General features: G+C 71.5%; 14 protein-coding genes. 7 read left to right on the top strand and 7 right to left on the bottom strand.

What is annotated here, in order from left to right; all coding sequences use genetic code 11:
• Nucleotides 1-193: 193 nt before the first annotated feature.
• Nucleotides 194-1852: a DEAD/DEAH box helicase gene (locus AW271_RS20945; RefSeq protein ID WP_083976943.1), complete on the top strand. Its 1659-nt coding sequence runs from the start codon at nucleotides 194-196 to the stop codon at nucleotides 1850-1852.
• A gap of 66 nt (nucleotides 1853-1918) precedes the next feature.
• Nucleotides 1919-2794, top strand: a complete 876-nt coding sequence (locus AW271_RS20940; protein WP_062339065.1) for an alpha/beta fold hydrolase — start codon at nucleotides 1919-1921, stop codon at nucleotides 2792-2794.
• A gap of 8 nt (nucleotides 2795-2802) precedes the next feature.
• Here AW271_RS20940 and AW271_RS20935 read toward each other — a convergent pair whose 3' ends face one another.
• Genes AW271_RS20935 through AW271_RS20925 form a run of 3 tightly spaced genes read right to left on the bottom strand, consistent with a single transcriptional unit; the run spans nucleotide 2803 to nucleotide 4998 of the window.
• A complete protein-coding gene (locus tag AW271_RS20935) occupies nucleotides 2803-3612 on the bottom strand; it encodes a RecB family exonuclease (protein WP_174553104.1) in 810 nt (269 codons plus the stop codon).
• Nucleotides 3613-3641: 29 nt separating this feature from the next.
• On the bottom strand, nucleotides 3642-4358 hold the full coding sequence (locus tag AW271_RS20930; RefSeq protein WP_062339139.1) for an MBL fold metallo-hydrolase: 717 nt from the start codon (nucleotides 4356-4358) through the stop codon (nucleotides 3642-3644).
• A gap of 10 nt (nucleotides 4359-4368) precedes the next feature.
• The gene (locus AW271_RS20925; protein ID WP_062339063.1) at nucleotides 4369-4998 is read right to left on the bottom strand and encodes a DUF6758 family protein; all 630 of its coding nucleotides are present in this window, start codon (nucleotides 4996-4998) and stop codon (nucleotides 4369-4371) included.
• Nucleotides 4999-5070: 72 nt separating this feature from the next.
• On the opposite strand from AW271_RS20925, the gene AW271_RS20920 reads away from it, so the two are divergent.
• Nucleotides 5071-5439, top strand: coding sequence for an NUDIX hydrolase (locus tag AW271_RS20920; RefSeq protein ID WP_062339062.1), 369 nt, complete (start codon nucleotides 5071-5073; stop codon nucleotides 5437-5439).
• 118 nt (nucleotides 5440-5557) lie between these two features.
• Here AW271_RS20920 and AW271_RS20915 read toward each other — a convergent pair whose 3' ends face one another.
• The gene (locus AW271_RS20915) at nucleotides 5558-8296 is read right to left on the bottom strand and encodes a beta propeller repeat protein (RefSeq protein WP_157554439.1); all 2739 of its coding nucleotides are present in this window, start codon (nucleotides 8294-8296) and stop codon (nucleotides 5558-5560) included.
• 825 nt (nucleotides 8297-9121) lie between these two features.
• Nucleotides 9122-9928, bottom strand: a complete 807-nt coding sequence (locus tag AW271_RS20900) for a CPBP family intramembrane glutamic endopeptidase (protein WP_169806370.1) — start codon at nucleotides 9926-9928, stop codon at nucleotides 9122-9124.
• Nucleotides 9929-10197: 269 nt separating this feature from the next.
• On the opposite strand from AW271_RS20900, the gene AW271_RS20895 reads away from it, so the two are divergent.
• Both AW271_RS20895 and AW271_RS20890 read left to right on the top strand, forming a co-directional pair.
• A complete protein-coding gene (locus AW271_RS20895; protein ID WP_157554437.1) occupies nucleotides 10198-10881 on the top strand; it encodes a hypothetical protein in 684 nt (227 codons plus the stop codon).
• Between the two features lie 33 nt (nucleotides 10882-10914).
• On the top strand, nucleotides 10915-11472 hold the full coding sequence (locus AW271_RS20890; RefSeq protein ID WP_062339056.1) for a DUF6529 family protein: 558 nt from the start codon (nucleotides 10915-10917) through the stop codon (nucleotides 11470-11472).
• Between the two features lie 62 nt (nucleotides 11473-11534).
• Here AW271_RS20890 and AW271_RS20885 read toward each other — a convergent pair whose 3' ends face one another.
• Complete coding sequence (locus AW271_RS20885) at nucleotides 11535-12470, bottom strand: HpcH/HpaI aldolase/citrate lyase family protein (protein ID WP_062339055.1); 936 nt, start codon at nucleotides 12468-12470, stop codon at nucleotides 11535-11537.
• Between the two features lie 114 nt (nucleotides 12471-12584).
• On the opposite strand from AW271_RS20885, the gene AW271_RS20880 reads away from it, so the two are divergent.
• Together AW271_RS20880 and AW271_RS20875 are read left to right on the top strand one after the other, a co-directional pair.
• On the top strand, nucleotides 12585-13157 hold the full coding sequence (locus AW271_RS20880; RefSeq protein ID WP_062339054.1) for a biotin transporter BioY: 573 nt from the start codon (nucleotides 12585-12587) through the stop codon (nucleotides 13155-13157).
• Nucleotides 13158-13189: 32 nt separating this feature from the next.
• Entirely contained in the window at nucleotides 13190-13555 is a 366-nt protein-coding gene (locus AW271_RS20875; RefSeq protein ID WP_062339053.1) for a hypothetical protein, read from the top strand.
• Here the strand turns inward: AW271_RS20875 and AW271_RS20870 are convergent.
• Nucleotides 13539-14486 carry an EamA family transporter gene (locus tag AW271_RS20870; protein WP_062339052.1) on the bottom strand — a complete coding sequence of 316 codons (948 nt, stop codon included), beginning with the start codon at nucleotides 14484-14486 and terminating at the stop codon, nucleotides 13539-13541. The two genes, AW271_RS20875 and AW271_RS20870, sit on opposite strands and share 17 nt — an antisense overlap.
• Nucleotides 14487-14521: the final 35 nt, after the last annotated feature.

Below are 14521 nucleotides of genomic sequence, written 5' to 3'. Positions count from 1 at the left end.
CGCGCGGTCGCGTACGACGTCGAAGGCGCCTTTCGTAAGGACCCGGCACGCGAGCCCGTTTGGTCACGAAACCGCCTTCGCCACACGACTGAGGCAGGCGACGATTACGACGTTCCGAGACCTGGGTGTCATCCCAGAGATCGCCGATGCCCTGGAGACCGAGGGCATCGTCTCACCTTTCCCGATTCAGGAGATGGCTCTCCCCCTCGCGCTGTCCGGCCAGGATGTCATCGGCCAGGCCCGCACCGGCACCGGCAAGACCTACGCCTTCGGCGTCGCGATGCTCCAGTCCGTCGGGAAGCCACGCAAGAACCGCAAGAAGCCCCGGGGCCTCGTTCTGGTCCCGACCCGTGAGCTGGCTCTCCAGGTGACCGAAGACTTGGTCCTGGCCGCCGGGAAGCTCGGCTCCCGCATCCTGACCGTCTACGGCGGGCGCGCCTACGAGCCGCAGGTCGAGGCGCTCAAGAGCGGGGTCGACGTGATCGTCGGCACCCCGGGCCGGATGCTCGACCTGATCAAGCAGAAGCACCTCGACCTCAGCCAGATCACCATGATGGTGCTCGACGAGGCCGACCGGATGCTCGACCTGGGCTTCCTGCCCGACATCGAACGCATCATCAAGCTGGTGCCGGAACAGCGGCAGACCATGCTCTTCTCGGCCACCATGCCGGGCGAGATCGTGGCCCTGTCGCGGCGCTACCTGACCCGTCCGATCCACGTGCGCGCGGAGACCACCGAGGCGGAGAACGACGCCCCCTCGCAGGTCACCCAGTTCGTCTACCGCACCCACCGGATGGACAAGATCGAGATCCTGTCCCGGCTGCTGCAGGCCGAGGGCCGGGGCCTCACGATGGTCTTCTGCGAGACCAAACGGGCCTGCGACATGGTCCACGAGCAGTTGCGCGACCGCGGGTTCGCGGCGGCGGCCGTCCACGGCGACCTCGGCCAGGGCCAGCGCGAGCAGGCCCTGCGGGCGTTCCGCAACGGCAAGATCGACGTGCTGGTGGCCACCGACGTGGCGGCCCGCGGCATCGACATCGACGACGTCACCCACGTGGTCAACTACGACCTGCCGCAGGACGAGAAGACCTACGTCCACCGCATCGGCCGGACCGGCCGGGCCGGTCGCACCGGCGTCGCGGTGACGTTCATGGAGTGGACCGAGATGACCCGCTGGAAGGTCATCAACAACGCGCTGGGCCTCGGCAACCCCGAGCCGGCCGAGTCCTACTCCAGCTCGCCCCACCTGCTCGAAGAGCTGCGCATCCCGCCGGGCACCAAGGGCGTGCTGCCGCGCGCCAACCGCTCGCGGGCCGGCCTCGACGCCGAGGAGATCGAAGACCTCGGCGAGACCGGCCGCACCCGCAGCCGCCGCGACAAGGACCGTGACCGCGACAAGGACCGCGACAGGGAGAAGGACGAGCGCAGGGAGCGCCCGGCCCGCAACCGCCGTCGCACCCGTGGCGGCCGCACGTCCGACGATGTCACCGAGACGGTCGCCGAGACGGTCACCGAGACCATCGCCGACGTCGTCGAGGCCGACAAGGTCGTCGAGGTCCCCGAGGTTCCCGAGGCACCCGCCCTCTTCGAGGGCGACATCCTCGATCCGATTCACGATGAGATTCACGAAGTTGAGGAAGAGGTGGAGGTGACTCCCATGGAGACCACCCGGCCGGCCGAACCCGAGAAGATCATCCCGGCCAGCCCGTTCGCGATCGTCTTCCGTTCGCCCGACCTGGCCACCGAAGACGACCTGCCCGCGCCCTCGGCCGCCACCGAGCGCAAGGCCGCGCGCGGCAACGGCCGTCACTCCGGCTCCGGCGGCAACCGCCCGCGTCCGCGCCGGAACTAGCCCTGACACCGCAGGGCTCCGCTGCTCATCTGCGGCGCCCTGCGGGTTTCAGTATCGTGGCTTCACGTGAGTACGCCGAGATTCCTGGACCTGCCACCCGGAGTGAGCCCGAAGCGGATCGAAACCCCTGAAGGGGTGTTCGCCGCCCTTGAGGCCCTGCCCGGCAGCGGGCTGCCCGACCGGTGGCCGGCCCTGCTGGTGCCCGGCTACACGGGCAGCAAGGAAGACTTCCTCTCGGTGCTGCAGACCCTGGCCCAGGCGGGCCGCCGCGTGGTGGCCATCGATCTGCGCGGCCAGTTCGAGACGCCGGGCCCCGACGACCCCGCCGCCTACACCTGCGCGGCCCTGGGCCGCGACGTCGACTCCCTGGTGGCCGTCGTGGGCGGCGGAGAGCCCGTCCACCTGCTGGGCCACTCGTTCGGCGGCCTCGTCACCCGCGAGACGGTGCTCGACGGCACCGGCAAACTGGCGTCGTACACCCTCATGAGCTCCGGCCCGGCCGGCATGGTCGGCGCCCGCGAGGCGGCCGGCCGGCGCATGCTGGCGAAGATGCCCGAGCTCGGCCTCGAAGCCATGTGGACCGAGAAGATGGAACCCGACGCGCTGCGCGCCGGGGTCCCCGAGGAGATCGTGGCCTTCCTCCGCCGCCGCCTGTTCGCCAACTCCCTGGTGGGGCTGGAGTCCATGGGCCGGGCGGTCCTCGACGCCGACGACCGCGTCGACGAACTGGCCGAATCGGGCCTGGCGACCCTGGTCCTCTACGGGGAGCACGACGACGGCTGGCCGCCCCGCCTGCAGGCCGAGATGGCCGACCGGCTCGACTGCGAATGCGTCGTGGTGCCGGGGGCGGTCCATTCCCCCGCGGTCGAGGCCCCGGAGACGACGGCGGCGGCCCTGACCCGCTTCTGGAACACGGCCGAGAGCACGATGCTGTCCCGTTAGCGCCTGCTCTAGATGGGGGCCAGCCCGTCCCAGGGTTCCTTGTCGGGGGCGGCGGCCTGACCCTCCGGGCAGTGTTTGCGGAAGTCGCACCACGAGCACAGCACGCCCGGCGACGGCGCGAACGTTTCATCGGTCGCCTCGCCCGCGCGGTAGGCCTCGTCGGCCTCCTGCGCCTCGGCCGCGATCTGGTCGGCCCGCGACAGGTGGCGGGCCAGCGACTCGTCGGTGTGCTCCCACTCGACGACCTCGCCGGTCGGCAGGTGGTGGAGCTCCACCCGGTGGCAGGGCCGGCGTAACACCCGGCTCGCCGCGACGGCGTAGACCGCCAGGGCCAGGGACCCACGTGCGTCGTCGCTGGTCAACGGGCGGCGGCCGGTCTTGTAGTCGACCACGACCAGTTCGTCGCCGCGCCGGTCGAGGCGGTCGATGCGGCCCGAGAGGGCCATCACCGAGGTGCGGGTCGCGACGGTGCGCTCCACGCCGACCGGCTCGTCGGAGGGGTCGAGGGTGGCGGTGTAACCCGAGACCATCTCGCGGGCCCGGTCACGCCATTTCAGCGACTGCTCCGCGTCGCGGAAGCCCTCGGTGATCCAGCCGTTGGAGACCAGGATCGCGGCCGACAGCGGGGTGCGGCGTTCGTAGGGCTCCCGCCACCACGCCGCCAGCGCGTTGTGGACCGACGCGCCCACGCTGTTGTGCGCCCACGGCGGGCCCTTCTGGGGCGCGGGGCGGTCGAGGTAGGTGAACCGGTAACGCCGGCGGCAGTCGAGCCAGGAGTTGAGCCGCGACGGCGTACACGAGAAGAGCCGCCGCGGCATTCCTTCCAGGGGGAGCTGCTCCACCGCGCTCAGTCGTCGTTGGCGTTGAGGCGGATGCCCGACACGCGGGTGCCGTCGGTCAGCGGGCCCTCCTGCTGCTGCTCCTCGGGGTCGGCGGTCAGCGAACCGGAGAGCCACCGGTCGAACAGGGGCTCCAGGTCGCCGATCGTGGTCTCCTCGCCGTGGGCGGGGAGCACCCGGGTGTCACCGGGAAGGGTGAAGAGCCGCTCGCCGATCGAGGTGAGCTGGTCGGCCAGGGCCGGGTATTCGCCGCCGAGCTTGCCCGGGCCGTCGGCCAGCAGGGTCTTGCCGGTGAACACCACGCCCAGCGACTCGGCCAGCAGCGACACGCCGCCCGCGGTCACGCCCGGGGTGTTCATGACCTCGAGTTCGGTGTCGGCGACGGCGAACAGGCCCTCGTCCTCCATCTCGATGTCGGGCCAGGTGTCTTCCCAGGTCTGCCGCCACAGACGCTTGTCTTTGGGGCTCAGGGCGATCACGGCCTCGTCGCGGGCGGCCACCTCGATGGCGCCGCCGACGTGGTCGGGCAGCCCGTGGGTGCAGATGACGGCGAGGACCTGCCGCTCGCCCACCTTCTCCAGGATCTTCTCCGCGTCGCGCGCGGGGTCGATGACGATGACCTCGTCGTCGTCACCCACGATCCAGGTGTTGTTCTCAACCTTGTGCTCGACGTCGTCGATCTCGACGACCCCCGAGGTCACCACTCGCTCGATACGCGCTGTCACGAACAGCACTCTAGCCCGTTCCCGCCGCGCCTTCCCCCGTCAGACGTGGAGAGAACGCCCCGAACGGCACGTCCCACTCCAGATCGCGGAGATCGGCCAGCGCGAGCTGCATCAGAGTGATCAGGTTCCCGGCCTCGGCGGGCCAGGCGACGGTCCAGAGCCAGCACCCGGCGGCCTCGCCGACGTACACGGCCCTGTCTCCCGGCACGCCCTCGGTCACCACCCAGAGCGGGATGGAGTGCCCGTTGACCTCGATCTTGCTGAGAGGCACGTCGGTGACGATGTCACCGGGGTCGGGCCCAGGAAGGCCGGCGTAGGCGGATCCGAGTCCGACCCCCGGCTCCTCCGAGATGATCAGCATGTCGGCGGGCCCGTAGCTGAGCGAGGGCCCCGAGACCGCGACCACGGCGGCCCGGTCGCCCGCCTCGGCGAACCCGGTCACCAGCCATCCGGCGGGCAGCGGCCACGGCACCCAGGCGGGCACCGCCGAGCCCTTGACCAGTTCGACGGCGGCCGCGCCGGGCCGATGGGAGCGATGCGGCAGCACCTCGCCGTGCACCAGGCACCGCCAGGCGCTCGACCAGACATTGGGTTCGCTCAGCGGGCCGAAGCACCGGGGACAGGTGGGCGCGGCTCTCACAGTTACTCACCGTGCTCCGATGCCCGGGACCCGTCAAGGCTCCCCGGGGCTTTTAGCCGTAATCTTGGCGTTATGCGCTGCGTTGGGGCGATCATCCGCGACACCGAGGGTCGCCTCCTGCTCATCCAGCGTGGCCACCCGCCGTCGGAGGGCCTGTGGTCCCTGCCCGGCGGCCGCGTCGAAGAGGGCGAGACCGACGCCGAGGCCCTCCGCCGCGAGATCAGGGAGGAGACCGGCCTGGAGATCCAGGTGGGCGCCCTGGCGGGAACGATCGTGGTCGGCTTCTACGACATCTTCGACTACCACGCCCACGTGACCGGCGGCGACCTGAAACCGGGCGACGACGCGGCGGCGGCCGTCTGGGCCACCGACGATGATCTTGTACGTCTCCCGCTGACGAACGGCCTCCTCGACTTCCTGAACGACCTCCCGGTCACCTGAACCGAAGGGCCGTCCGGCCAGACGGGATCTCCACCCGCAAGCCGGTGACACGCGTGGGGGCCGCACCTCGGCCGCGCCTCGACGGCTCATGCGCCGGCAACGGGCTGCTGATGGGCCGTCACGCGTCTCCCGAGGACAGGGTGCTGCGCCAGATGGTGATGTTGTCGGTCTTGCTCGTCGTCGAGCGGCCGACCGCGATCACCCGCTGGCCCGAGATCGTCACCGCCCCCAGCCACTGGGCGCCCGCGCCGCCGAGCCCGTCTTCGACGAGCCCGTGCCGGACCCACACCAGCCCGTCCTCCGACGCCCACACCGAGCTGTCGACCTCGCTGCCGGTGCCATGAGCGCCCACGGCGACGATGCCGCGCTCGCTGGCCGTCAGGTCGAGGACCACGGCCGGCGCCTCGGCGGGCAACCAGGCGAACTCCCAGCTGTCGCCGCCGTCGCCGCTCACCGCCGAGAAGGGCCGGGTGCCGTCGTCGGTCAGGGCGGTCCCGGTCGCGACCAGCTTTCCGTCGTGGGCGACGATGTGGCGCAGCCCGGCCGACTGGGCGTCGTCGGGCAGGACGCGGTTCTTGGCCTCCCACTTCAGCCCGTCGGCGGAGACCCAGACGACCCCGTTCTCCCGCTCCGACCGGCCGGTCCCGCCGATGGCCACGAAGCCGTCGTCGGTCGCGGCCACGTCGTGGATGCGCACCTCGGCCGCCCCTGCGGGCAGTTCGCCCACGCGGGTGAACTTCTTGAGGTCGCCGGTGAACCAGAGCGCCGGGCCGATCCCGGCGCCGGTCTGGTCTTCGCCGGCCAGCACGTAGCCCTTGGGCCCGGCGGCGACCGTCTGGGGCGCCAGGTAGTAGTGGCCCTCGGGCGCGGTCATCTCGGGCCCCGGCCGCCAGCCCTTTCCGTCGGACGACACCACGAGCAGCGGCTTGGTCACCAGCAGGTCGGCCATCGTGCTGCCGACGGCGAGCCAGCCCTTGGGGCCGTGGGCGACGTCGGAGAGCGCCTGCCGGCCCGACCCGCCGAGCCACTGGGAGTTGATCGCCCGCCAGTTGGCGCCGTTGTTCCCGCTGGTCCAGATGCCCGCGTCGCCGTTGGCCGAGCCGACCGCGACGAACGCGCCCCCGGCCGCCAGCACGCCCGAGGTGTTGCGGGCCAGCCGGTTCAGCCCCGGCACGCTCTCCAGCGGCACGGCCCGCGCGGCCTTGCCCTTCTCGGCCGTCATCAGGACCGGCAGGTTCTCCACGTCGCCGGCGCCGCGTTTGTCGCCACCGGCGACCAGGCGCCCGCTGTCGGTGATGGTCAGCCCGCGCAGCGTCCCCGGGATGAGACCGAGGTCGGCCCGTTTGCGCCAGTCGCGGCCGTCGTCGCTGGTGAAGAGGGCGTACTCCTCCCAGGCCGACTCCACGACGGCGGCCAGGCCCGCCCCCGAGGCGGCCAGCCCGCGCACGCCGCTCCCGGCCGGGCTGAGCGGCCCGATGGTCCCGCAGGCGGTCCAGTTCTGGCCTTCGGGCGAGCAGTGCACCCGTACACCCGGACCGGAGAACCGCTGCCCGGTCGGCACCAGCACGAAGCCGTCACCCGACGCGGCCAGCGCGCCCGTCTCGGGCCTGATGTCGGGCAGCGCCGTCGCTGTACGCAGCCACGACCGCCCCCCGTCGTCCGATCGCAGGATCACGGTCGCGGTGCCGGCCCCCGGTTCGGCCAGGGCGACGACCTTGTCTCCCTTGGCCACGACCGCCTTGACGGTGCGGATCATGTCGGGCGTGCCGATCCGCGGGGTGTCGACCCGCGTCCACGCCTGGCCGTCGGCGGAGGTCCAGGCGACCGCGCCCGGCGTGCCGTCGGCCTGCATGGTGCTGCCGACGGCGACGAACCCGGTGGCGGTCCGGGCCAGATCGGTCACCCGGTCGGATTCGAGGAACATCCCGAGCCGGGCCGGGTCGACCGCCGCCCACGCCTGGCCGTCGGGCGACGTCCACATGCCCCGGCCCTCGGGCCCGGCGGGGTCGGTGCTGACGGCGAGCCACTTCCCGCCGCTGCCGACGACCCGGCCGGGCGACCCCGGCGCGGCCTCGTAGCCGGGCGGCCCGTTGACCTCGCCGAGGGTCCAGTCCTTGCCGTCGTTGACCGAGACGATGAACAGGGGCCGCGCGATGGCGCTGGTGGTGTCGGTGCCGACCGCCACGATCGTCGACCCCGACGACGCGACCGACGTCAGCACCTGCCGCGATCCGTTGCCGGGCAACCCCGGCGCCTGGAACGCCGAGTCGCCCGACTGCCCGTCGCCGACCGCGAGCCGGATCCCCGACGTGGCCGGCGCGGTCGCCCACCGCACCACGAACAACCCGAACGCCGCGGCCGTGATGACCGCCACGATGACCAGCAACGGCAACCCGATCCTCGGCCGCCGCCGCTGCGCCCGCACCCCTCTGCGCCCGTGCTTGCCGCCCCGGGGCGGCCCCAGCGTGGCCAGCACGTCGGGCCGCAACGGCCGCCCCCCGGGCGGCTTCCCGATCCGCTCAGGCGACGCCTTCCGAACAGCGGGCACCGCCGCCGGTACGTCCTTCTCCCGCCTCCCCGGCCCGAACTCCGGCTCCGGGACGAACTCCGGCTCCGCCGCGATGGCCGGCCGGACCCGGATCCCGTGCTCCCGTGGCGGCCCGGAGGCGACCAGCTTGTCGGGATACTCCCTGGGCCCGCCGCGCTCGTCGTCGTCGGGCCGCTGAGGGGTGGAGTAGGGCCGATGATGCCGAGGCGGAAAATCAGACGGCCGGCTCTGCCGCAGCGCGGGATCGGGCGGATAGATCCCCTCGGGCGTGGCCTCTTCACTGCGAATGGCGGGATCGACGGGATACATGGGCTCGACCCCGGGCGGCAGAGCCGCTCCACCCCCCGATGACCCGGCGTTCCCCCGCGAGCCGAGCGGATCATTCAACAGATCATCGTGAGCCGCCCCACCCAGCCCGGCGACCGCAGGCAGCGCCCGCCCGGCCTCACCATAGGGATCCACGCCTCGCGCCCGATCGACGTCGCCATAGGGATCAGCACCTCGCGACCCGCCCAGCCCCTCGACCGCGCCGACAGACCGACCGGCCTCGCCATAGGAGTCGGCCCGCGGCTTGTCGGTCTCGCCATGAGGATCAGCGTTCCGCGAGCCGCCCAGCCCCTCGACTGCCGCCACGTCTCTGGGCCGCTCAGGCTCGCCCTCGGAGGCAGGCGCGGGCGGCACGGGTAACGGGGATTTGCCCAGGGGCCAGATCACCTGGTCCTGAGGCTCGCCCGGCCGTGGCCCGATCGGCCCGTGACGCCGCTCGCCCAGGGCCTCGAACGGTAACGACCCGATCGCCCGCCGGGGCTGAGTCGTCTCTAGGTCGCCCGGCCGGGGTTCCGGCTCGTCGGCGTCGTAGGGACGGCGGCCGCGGACCGGAGGGTCTTCCGGCGTCGGCGCGGCGAAGGGGGGCAGGGCCCAGGGTGAGGTGCGCGGGCGGGGACTCTCCTCAGGGGTCGTGGCAGGGCCCGGTGGCGAGTGGTGGAGCTTCGGGGGCACATCCGGCTGCTCCTCGTCTTCGGGGGGCACGGCCACTTACCTCCTCTATCAGGACCGTTCCACATATGTCTGGGAGGGACGCAATCCCTCTGATACCCCTCCCGCAACCCACGATCACCTCCTCTCTAGTGAGATTTATCCGCCCTCCACCGAAATTCCCGACTTACGAGCCAAAACCACGACACCAACCCCAAAAACGCCAAATTGCACAATCGTCCCCACCAGGGTCTGCCACGGCAGGGAACCCTGCTCCAGCGCCGACCCGAGCTCCCCCGCCACCGCCGCGATCCCGAACGCCCCCACATTGTTCACCGCGTGCAGCGCGATGGCGGCCTCAAGCCCGCCGGTGCGGATCGACACCCATCCCATCAGCACGCCGAACCCGAACGTGTAGGCGATTCCGAAGTCGGTGTACCCGTGGAACGCCGCGAAGACGGCCGACGAGATGACGATCCCCCACCAGGGATTGCGCAAATAGGCGCCGAAAGCCTGAACCACCCAGCCCCGGAACGCGTACTCCTCTGCAGCCGCCTGCATGGGCACGAGGAGAAGGACGACGAGCAACGGCACCAGCAGATCCGACCAGCCCGCCCAGCCGTATCCGGGAGAAACCCCCGTCGCCAGCAGGACCAGGCTCTGGGCGACCTCCCCCAGCACCACCGCGAGGATCGCCAATGGAACGCACCGCAGGAGCCACCGCCACCGCAGCCGTCCCGCCACCGAGGAAAGGGTCCCGGGTGGACGTCGTTGCACCAGCCAGGCCGCCCCCAGCACCAGCGGAATCAGGATCGCGATCGCCACGAGCTGGAACGCGAGGTCGAGCACCGGGTCCTCGAACAGGATCCGGCCGGGGGACAAGCCCATCGGCGAGGCCCCCGACACGGCGATGAGGAGCATCGCGACCAGACCGAGCGCCGCCGTCAGCGCGACGTAGACGACCACGATCAGCAGGGTCCCGAGCAGAGGCCGCCACCACCGGTGGACCGGGGTGCGCGCGAGCTGGTCGTACCGCAGACCCGGAGGCGGCGGGACGATCCACGACGTGAGCGATGGCTGCTGGATCACGCCCCCATTCTCATCCCAGACGAGTGCGCATTAGTCCACAGACAGACGCGGCCCGCCGCGATTCACTCTGGGGCAGGAAACAAACCCAGGAGAGACGGAACATGAGCCGGCTAGGACCCATTTACACATTGGCCGTCGGAGTGGTGATGACCGCGGGCCTGACGGTGGCCAGCGCGACCGCCTCGCCCCAGATCCAGGAGACCGCGGCCGTCCCGGCGGCGGCCGGGGCCGGGGCCGACCCGCTGGCCACGCCCGAAGAGACCCCCGAGGCCCAGGAAGAGGCCACCCCCGACGCGACCCAGGAACCCGAAGAGGTGGCCGCCCCCGAGCAGGAGGAGGACCCCACCCCGAAGAAGGCCGACTACGCCGGCGTCGTCGACCAGAACGGCGGCCTGATCGCGATCTCGATCAGGAAGGGCAAGGTCGTCGGCTACTTCTGCGACGGCAAGATCGAGGCGTGGCTGCGGGGCACCGCCGCCGACAACACGATCACCCTCGAAGGCAAGGACACCCTGGTCACGGCCGCCCTGCGCGGCGGCAAGGCGCAGGGCCGCATCGAGTGGAAGAACAAGAGCTGGCGCTTCTCGGCCGCCACCGTGAAGAAGCCCTCGGGCCTCTACCGCGCCACCGCCCAGGTCCGCGGCGCCCGTGTCGTCGGCGGCTGGATCAAGCTCCCCAACGGCCAGTCGGTCGGCCGCATCATGCTCGGCGAGAACTCCGGCGAGCCCGCCGCCGCCTTCGACGGCGGCGTCCAGGAGTGGTACGGCATCCCGCTCACCCCCCAGGACCCCGACCAGTTCATCGACGCCTTCCTGGCGCCCGCCTCCTGATCCCCGCCGCCCCCGAACGCTTGAGAGCCTGAGATGTCTCACACCCAAGTCGCCCCACAGAACCGTGGCGCCGTCGCCGTCCTCGTCATCCCCGTGCTCGCGGGCGGCCTGGTCGCCGCCGCCCTCGGCGTGTACGGCGAACTGCACCCCCCGACCGGTTTCGCCTACGGCCTGGCCGGCTTCTCCGGCCCGCTGGCCATGAAGGTCTGGCTGACCACGGTCGCCGCGCTGCTGGCGATCGTGCAGGTGTTCTCGGCGTTCGCCATCTGGGGCAAGATCCCCGTGCGGGGTTCCTGGCCCGGCCCGGTGCACCGCTGGTCGGGCCGCCTGGCGTTCCTGGCCACCGTGCCGGTCGCCTTCCACTGCCTCTACTCGGTGGGCGCGCGCTACGACGACCCGCGCGTCATGTTCCACTCGATCTTCGGCTGCGTCTTCTACGGCGTGTTCGTCACCAAGATGTTGTCGCTGCCCAAGCGCGGCCTGCCCGGCTGGACGCTGCCGGTCGCCGGCGGCCTGCTGTTCACCCTGCTGATCGGCCTCTGGCTGACCTCGTCGTTCTGGTTCTTCACCACGATCGGCGTCCAGTTCTGACCTGTCTCCACGGCAGATTCACCACGCGAGACGCAGCCGGCCTTCGGCCGTCCGCGTCTCGCTTAAGGCCGCTCGAACGCCTTCGTCCGGGCGAGCCCTGCGGCGCGGCCCTTGGCCGCCACCACCAGCGCCATCTTGCGCGACGCCTCGTCGATCATCTCGTCGCCGAGCATGACCGCGCCGCGCCGCTCGACCGTCGTGTAGTAGTCGTAGGCGTCGAGGATGAGCTCGGCGTGGTCGTAGTCGTCCTGGGCGGGCGAGAAGACCTCGTTCCCGGCGTCGATCTGGCCGGGGTGCAGCACCCACTTGCCGTCGAAGCCCAGCGCCGCCGCCCGCGCCGCGACGCGGCGGAAGCCGTCGACGTCCTTGATCTGGAGGTAGGGCCCGTCGATGGCCTGGAGGCCGTGGGCCCGGGCCGCCATGAGGATGCGCATCAGGATGTAGTGGTAGGCGTCGCCCTCGGGGTAGCCGGGCGGCTGCTCCCCCACCACGAGAGTGCGCATGCCGATCGACGCCATGAAGTCGGCCGGCCCGAAGACCAGCGTCTCGACCCGGGGCGACGCCCGCGCGATCTCGTCGACGTTGACCAGCCCCCGGGCGCTCTCGATCTGCGCCTCGATCCCGATGGCGCCGACGGGCAGCCCGACGGCCTTCTCGACCTGCGTCAGCAGCACGTCGAGCCACCGCACGTGGGAGGCGTCCTCGACCTTGGGCAGCATCAGGCAGTGGAGCCGGTCGCCCGCGCCCTCGACCACCTCGATGACGTCGCGGTAGGTCCACGAGGTCGACAGGTCGTTGACCCGCACGACGACGGTCTTGGCCCCCCAGTCGCCCTCCTTCAGGAAGGACACGACGTTGGCCCGAGCCGACTCCTTGGCCAGCGGGGCCACCGAGTCCTCCAGGTCGAGGAAGACCTCGTCGGCGGGCAGCCCTTGGGCCTTCTCCAGGAACCTCGGGCTGCTCCCGGGTACCGCCAGACACGTACGTCGCGCGCGCATGGGCCCAACCCTACAAAGCCCGTCGGCGGACGTTGTGTCGGACGTCATAAGGGATCAGGAGGTGATCTATGTGATTAATAAGGAGGTAATGCCTCTTCTTCAAGGAGACAGACAATGTCCCGAGCCGTCGCCGCGAACCGCCCCGCGGTCCTCTCCGACCTCATCCCCGGCACGATCCTCCGTGACGTCGCGCTCGTCGTCGGCGCCGCCGCGCTGACCGGTCTGGCCGCCCAGGTGGCGTTCCCGGTGCCGGGCAGCCCCGTGCCGGTGACCCTGCAGACCTTCGCCGTGCTGCTCTCCGGAGCCACCCTGGGCCTCTACAGGGCCGCCGCCGGCATGGCCCTCTACCTGCTCGCGGGCCTGGCGGGCGTGCCGTGGTTCACCGCCGCCGGCGACGCCACGCTCGGCTATGTCGTGGGCTTCTTCCTGGCCGCCTCGGTCGTCGGCGCGCTGGCCGGGCGGGGCGGTGACCGTACGGTCGGCCGGACCGTCGTCACGATGGTCGTCGGCACCGTGCTGATCTACCTGGTCGGGGTGCCGTGGCTGGCCGTGGCCGCCGACATGAGCCTGGCGACCGCGATCGAGAAGGGCGTCGTGCCCTTCCTGATCGGCGACGGGCTCAAGGTCCTCGTCGCCGCCGGGCTGCTGCCCGCGGCCTGGAAGCTCAGGGAGATTTTCACCTCCTGACAGGCGAATTGACCTGTGCAAAGCTGGCGGTCATGAGCCTCGCGTTGATCGAAGACGCCGCGAAGCGGTCGAGCGTGTTGTGGGTGGTGCTGCCTCAGGGCACCCGACTGGCCTGGCACGTCTGGCATGACGACGCCATCTACATGGTGGTCGGGGGCGGGGAGCAGAACCTCCCCGGCCTCACCGCCCAGCACGAGATCGAGGTCGTGCTCCGGAGCAAGGACAACGGCGCCCAGCTCGTCCGCTTCCCGGCGGCGGTCGAGGTCGTCGACCAGACGACCAGCCCCGAGGTGGTGGCCGCCCTCGCCAAGGAACGGCTGAACGCCCCCGACGCGGCCGGGCTGCCCGCCCGGTGGGCCAAACGCTCGTCGGTGATCCGGCTCAGGCCGACGGATTGAGAACCGGCTCGCGTGCGGCGGGCGCCTCCGCGGGAGCCCGCCGTACCGTCGCCGTCTGGGCCAGCAGCGCGCCGAGCAGCACCACCGCGCCACCGACGATCTGGAAGGCGCCCAGCGCCTCCCCCAGCAGGAAGTAGGCGATCAGCGCGCCGGTGATGACCTCCAGCGAGGCCACCGTCGCCCCCACCGCCGCCGACAACCGCCGCACCGCCGTCACGCCCGCGATGTACGCCACCACCGTCGCCACCAGGATCAGCCATCCGGCCGCCCCGGCGACGGGCAGGGTGTTGCCCGCCACGGTCACGACGTCGCCGAAGACCGCCCACTCGATCGACCACGGCTGGGCGAACGGCAGCAGCACGACCGCCGCGCCGATCATGCCCCAGGCCACCAGGCCCAGCGGGTCGACGTGCAGGTTGTCGCTCATCAGGAAGTAGCCGGCGCAACATGCCGCCGCCAGCAGGGCCAGCACCAGCCCGAGGGCGTCGAGCCGCAGGCCGTCCCAGACCTCGACCACGACCGCCAGCCCGGCCACCGCGATCACCGCGCCGATGTAGGCCGCCACCGGCAGCCTGACCCGGCGGACGAACCGCACCCAGAGCACGACCAGGACCGGCGAGGTGTACTCGATCAGCAGGGTCACGCCGACGGGCAGCCGCTGGATGGCCAGGAAGTACAGGGCCTGCACCCCGGCGACGGCGACCAGGGCGTACACCCCGAAGAAGAGCCACTGGGAGCGGGGGATACGCAGCGCGGCGGGCCGCAGCAGCGCCAGCGCGGCCAGGAGCAGCAGCCCGGCCCCGGCCATGCGCACCCACACCGACTCCAGGGGGGCGAGCCCGGCGGCGTTCAGGTACTTCGCCATGGGTCCGGAGAACCCGAAGCACACGGCGGACACGGCCGCGATTCCAAGGCTGACTGACCGGATCATGACTCTTCCCTGTAACTACCGTTGACCTACTTTGA

The organism is Herbidospora sakaeratensis, from assembly GCF_001570525.1.
In the GTDB taxonomy this organism is placed as follows: Bacteria; Actinomycetota; Actinomycetes; order Streptosporangiales; family Streptosporangiaceae; genus Herbidospora; species Herbidospora sakaeratensis.
Note: the sequence above shows the minus strand (reverse complement) of the source record. Positions and strands in the feature narration are given on the sequence as shown.

Coding starts and splice junctions, on each gene's coding strand:
- AW271_RS20945 (WP_083976943.1), top strand. CDS start 194: ATGGCTCTCCCCCTCGCGCTGTCCGGCCAGGATGTCATCGGCCAGGCC.
- AW271_RS20935 (WP_174553104.1), bottom strand. CDS start 3,612: ATGCCGCGGCGGCTCTTCTCGTGTACGCCGTCGCGGCTCAACTCCTGG.
- AW271_RS20920 (WP_062339062.1), top strand. CDS start 5,071: ATGCGCTGCGTTGGGGCGATCATCCGCGACACCGAGGGTCGCCTCCTG.
- AW271_RS20915 (WP_157554439.1), bottom strand. CDS start 8,296: ATGTATCCCGTCGATCCCGCCATTCGCAGTGAAGAGGCCACGCCCGAG.
- AW271_RS20895 (WP_157554437.1), top strand. CDS start 10,198: ATGACCGCGGGCCTGACGGTGGCCAGCGCGACCGCCTCGCCCCAGATC.
- AW271_RS20890 (WP_062339056.1), top strand. CDS start 10,915: ATGTCTCACACCCAAGTCGCCCCACAGAACCGTGGCGCCGTCGCCGTC.
- AW271_RS20885 (WP_062339055.1), bottom strand. CDS start 12,470: ATGCGCGCGCGACGTACGTGTCTGGCGGTACCCGGGAGCAGCCCGAGG.
- AW271_RS20880 (WP_062339054.1), top strand. CDS start 12,585: ATGTCCCGAGCCGTCGCCGCGAACCGCCCCGCGGTCCTCTCCGACCTC.
- AW271_RS20875 (WP_062339053.1), top strand. CDS start 13,190: ATGAGCCTCGCGTTGATCGAAGACGCCGCGAAGCGGTCGAGCGTGTTG.
- AW271_RS20870 (WP_062339052.1), bottom strand. CDS start 14,486: ATGATCCGGTCAGTCAGCCTTGGAATCGCGGCCGTGTCCGCCGTGTGC.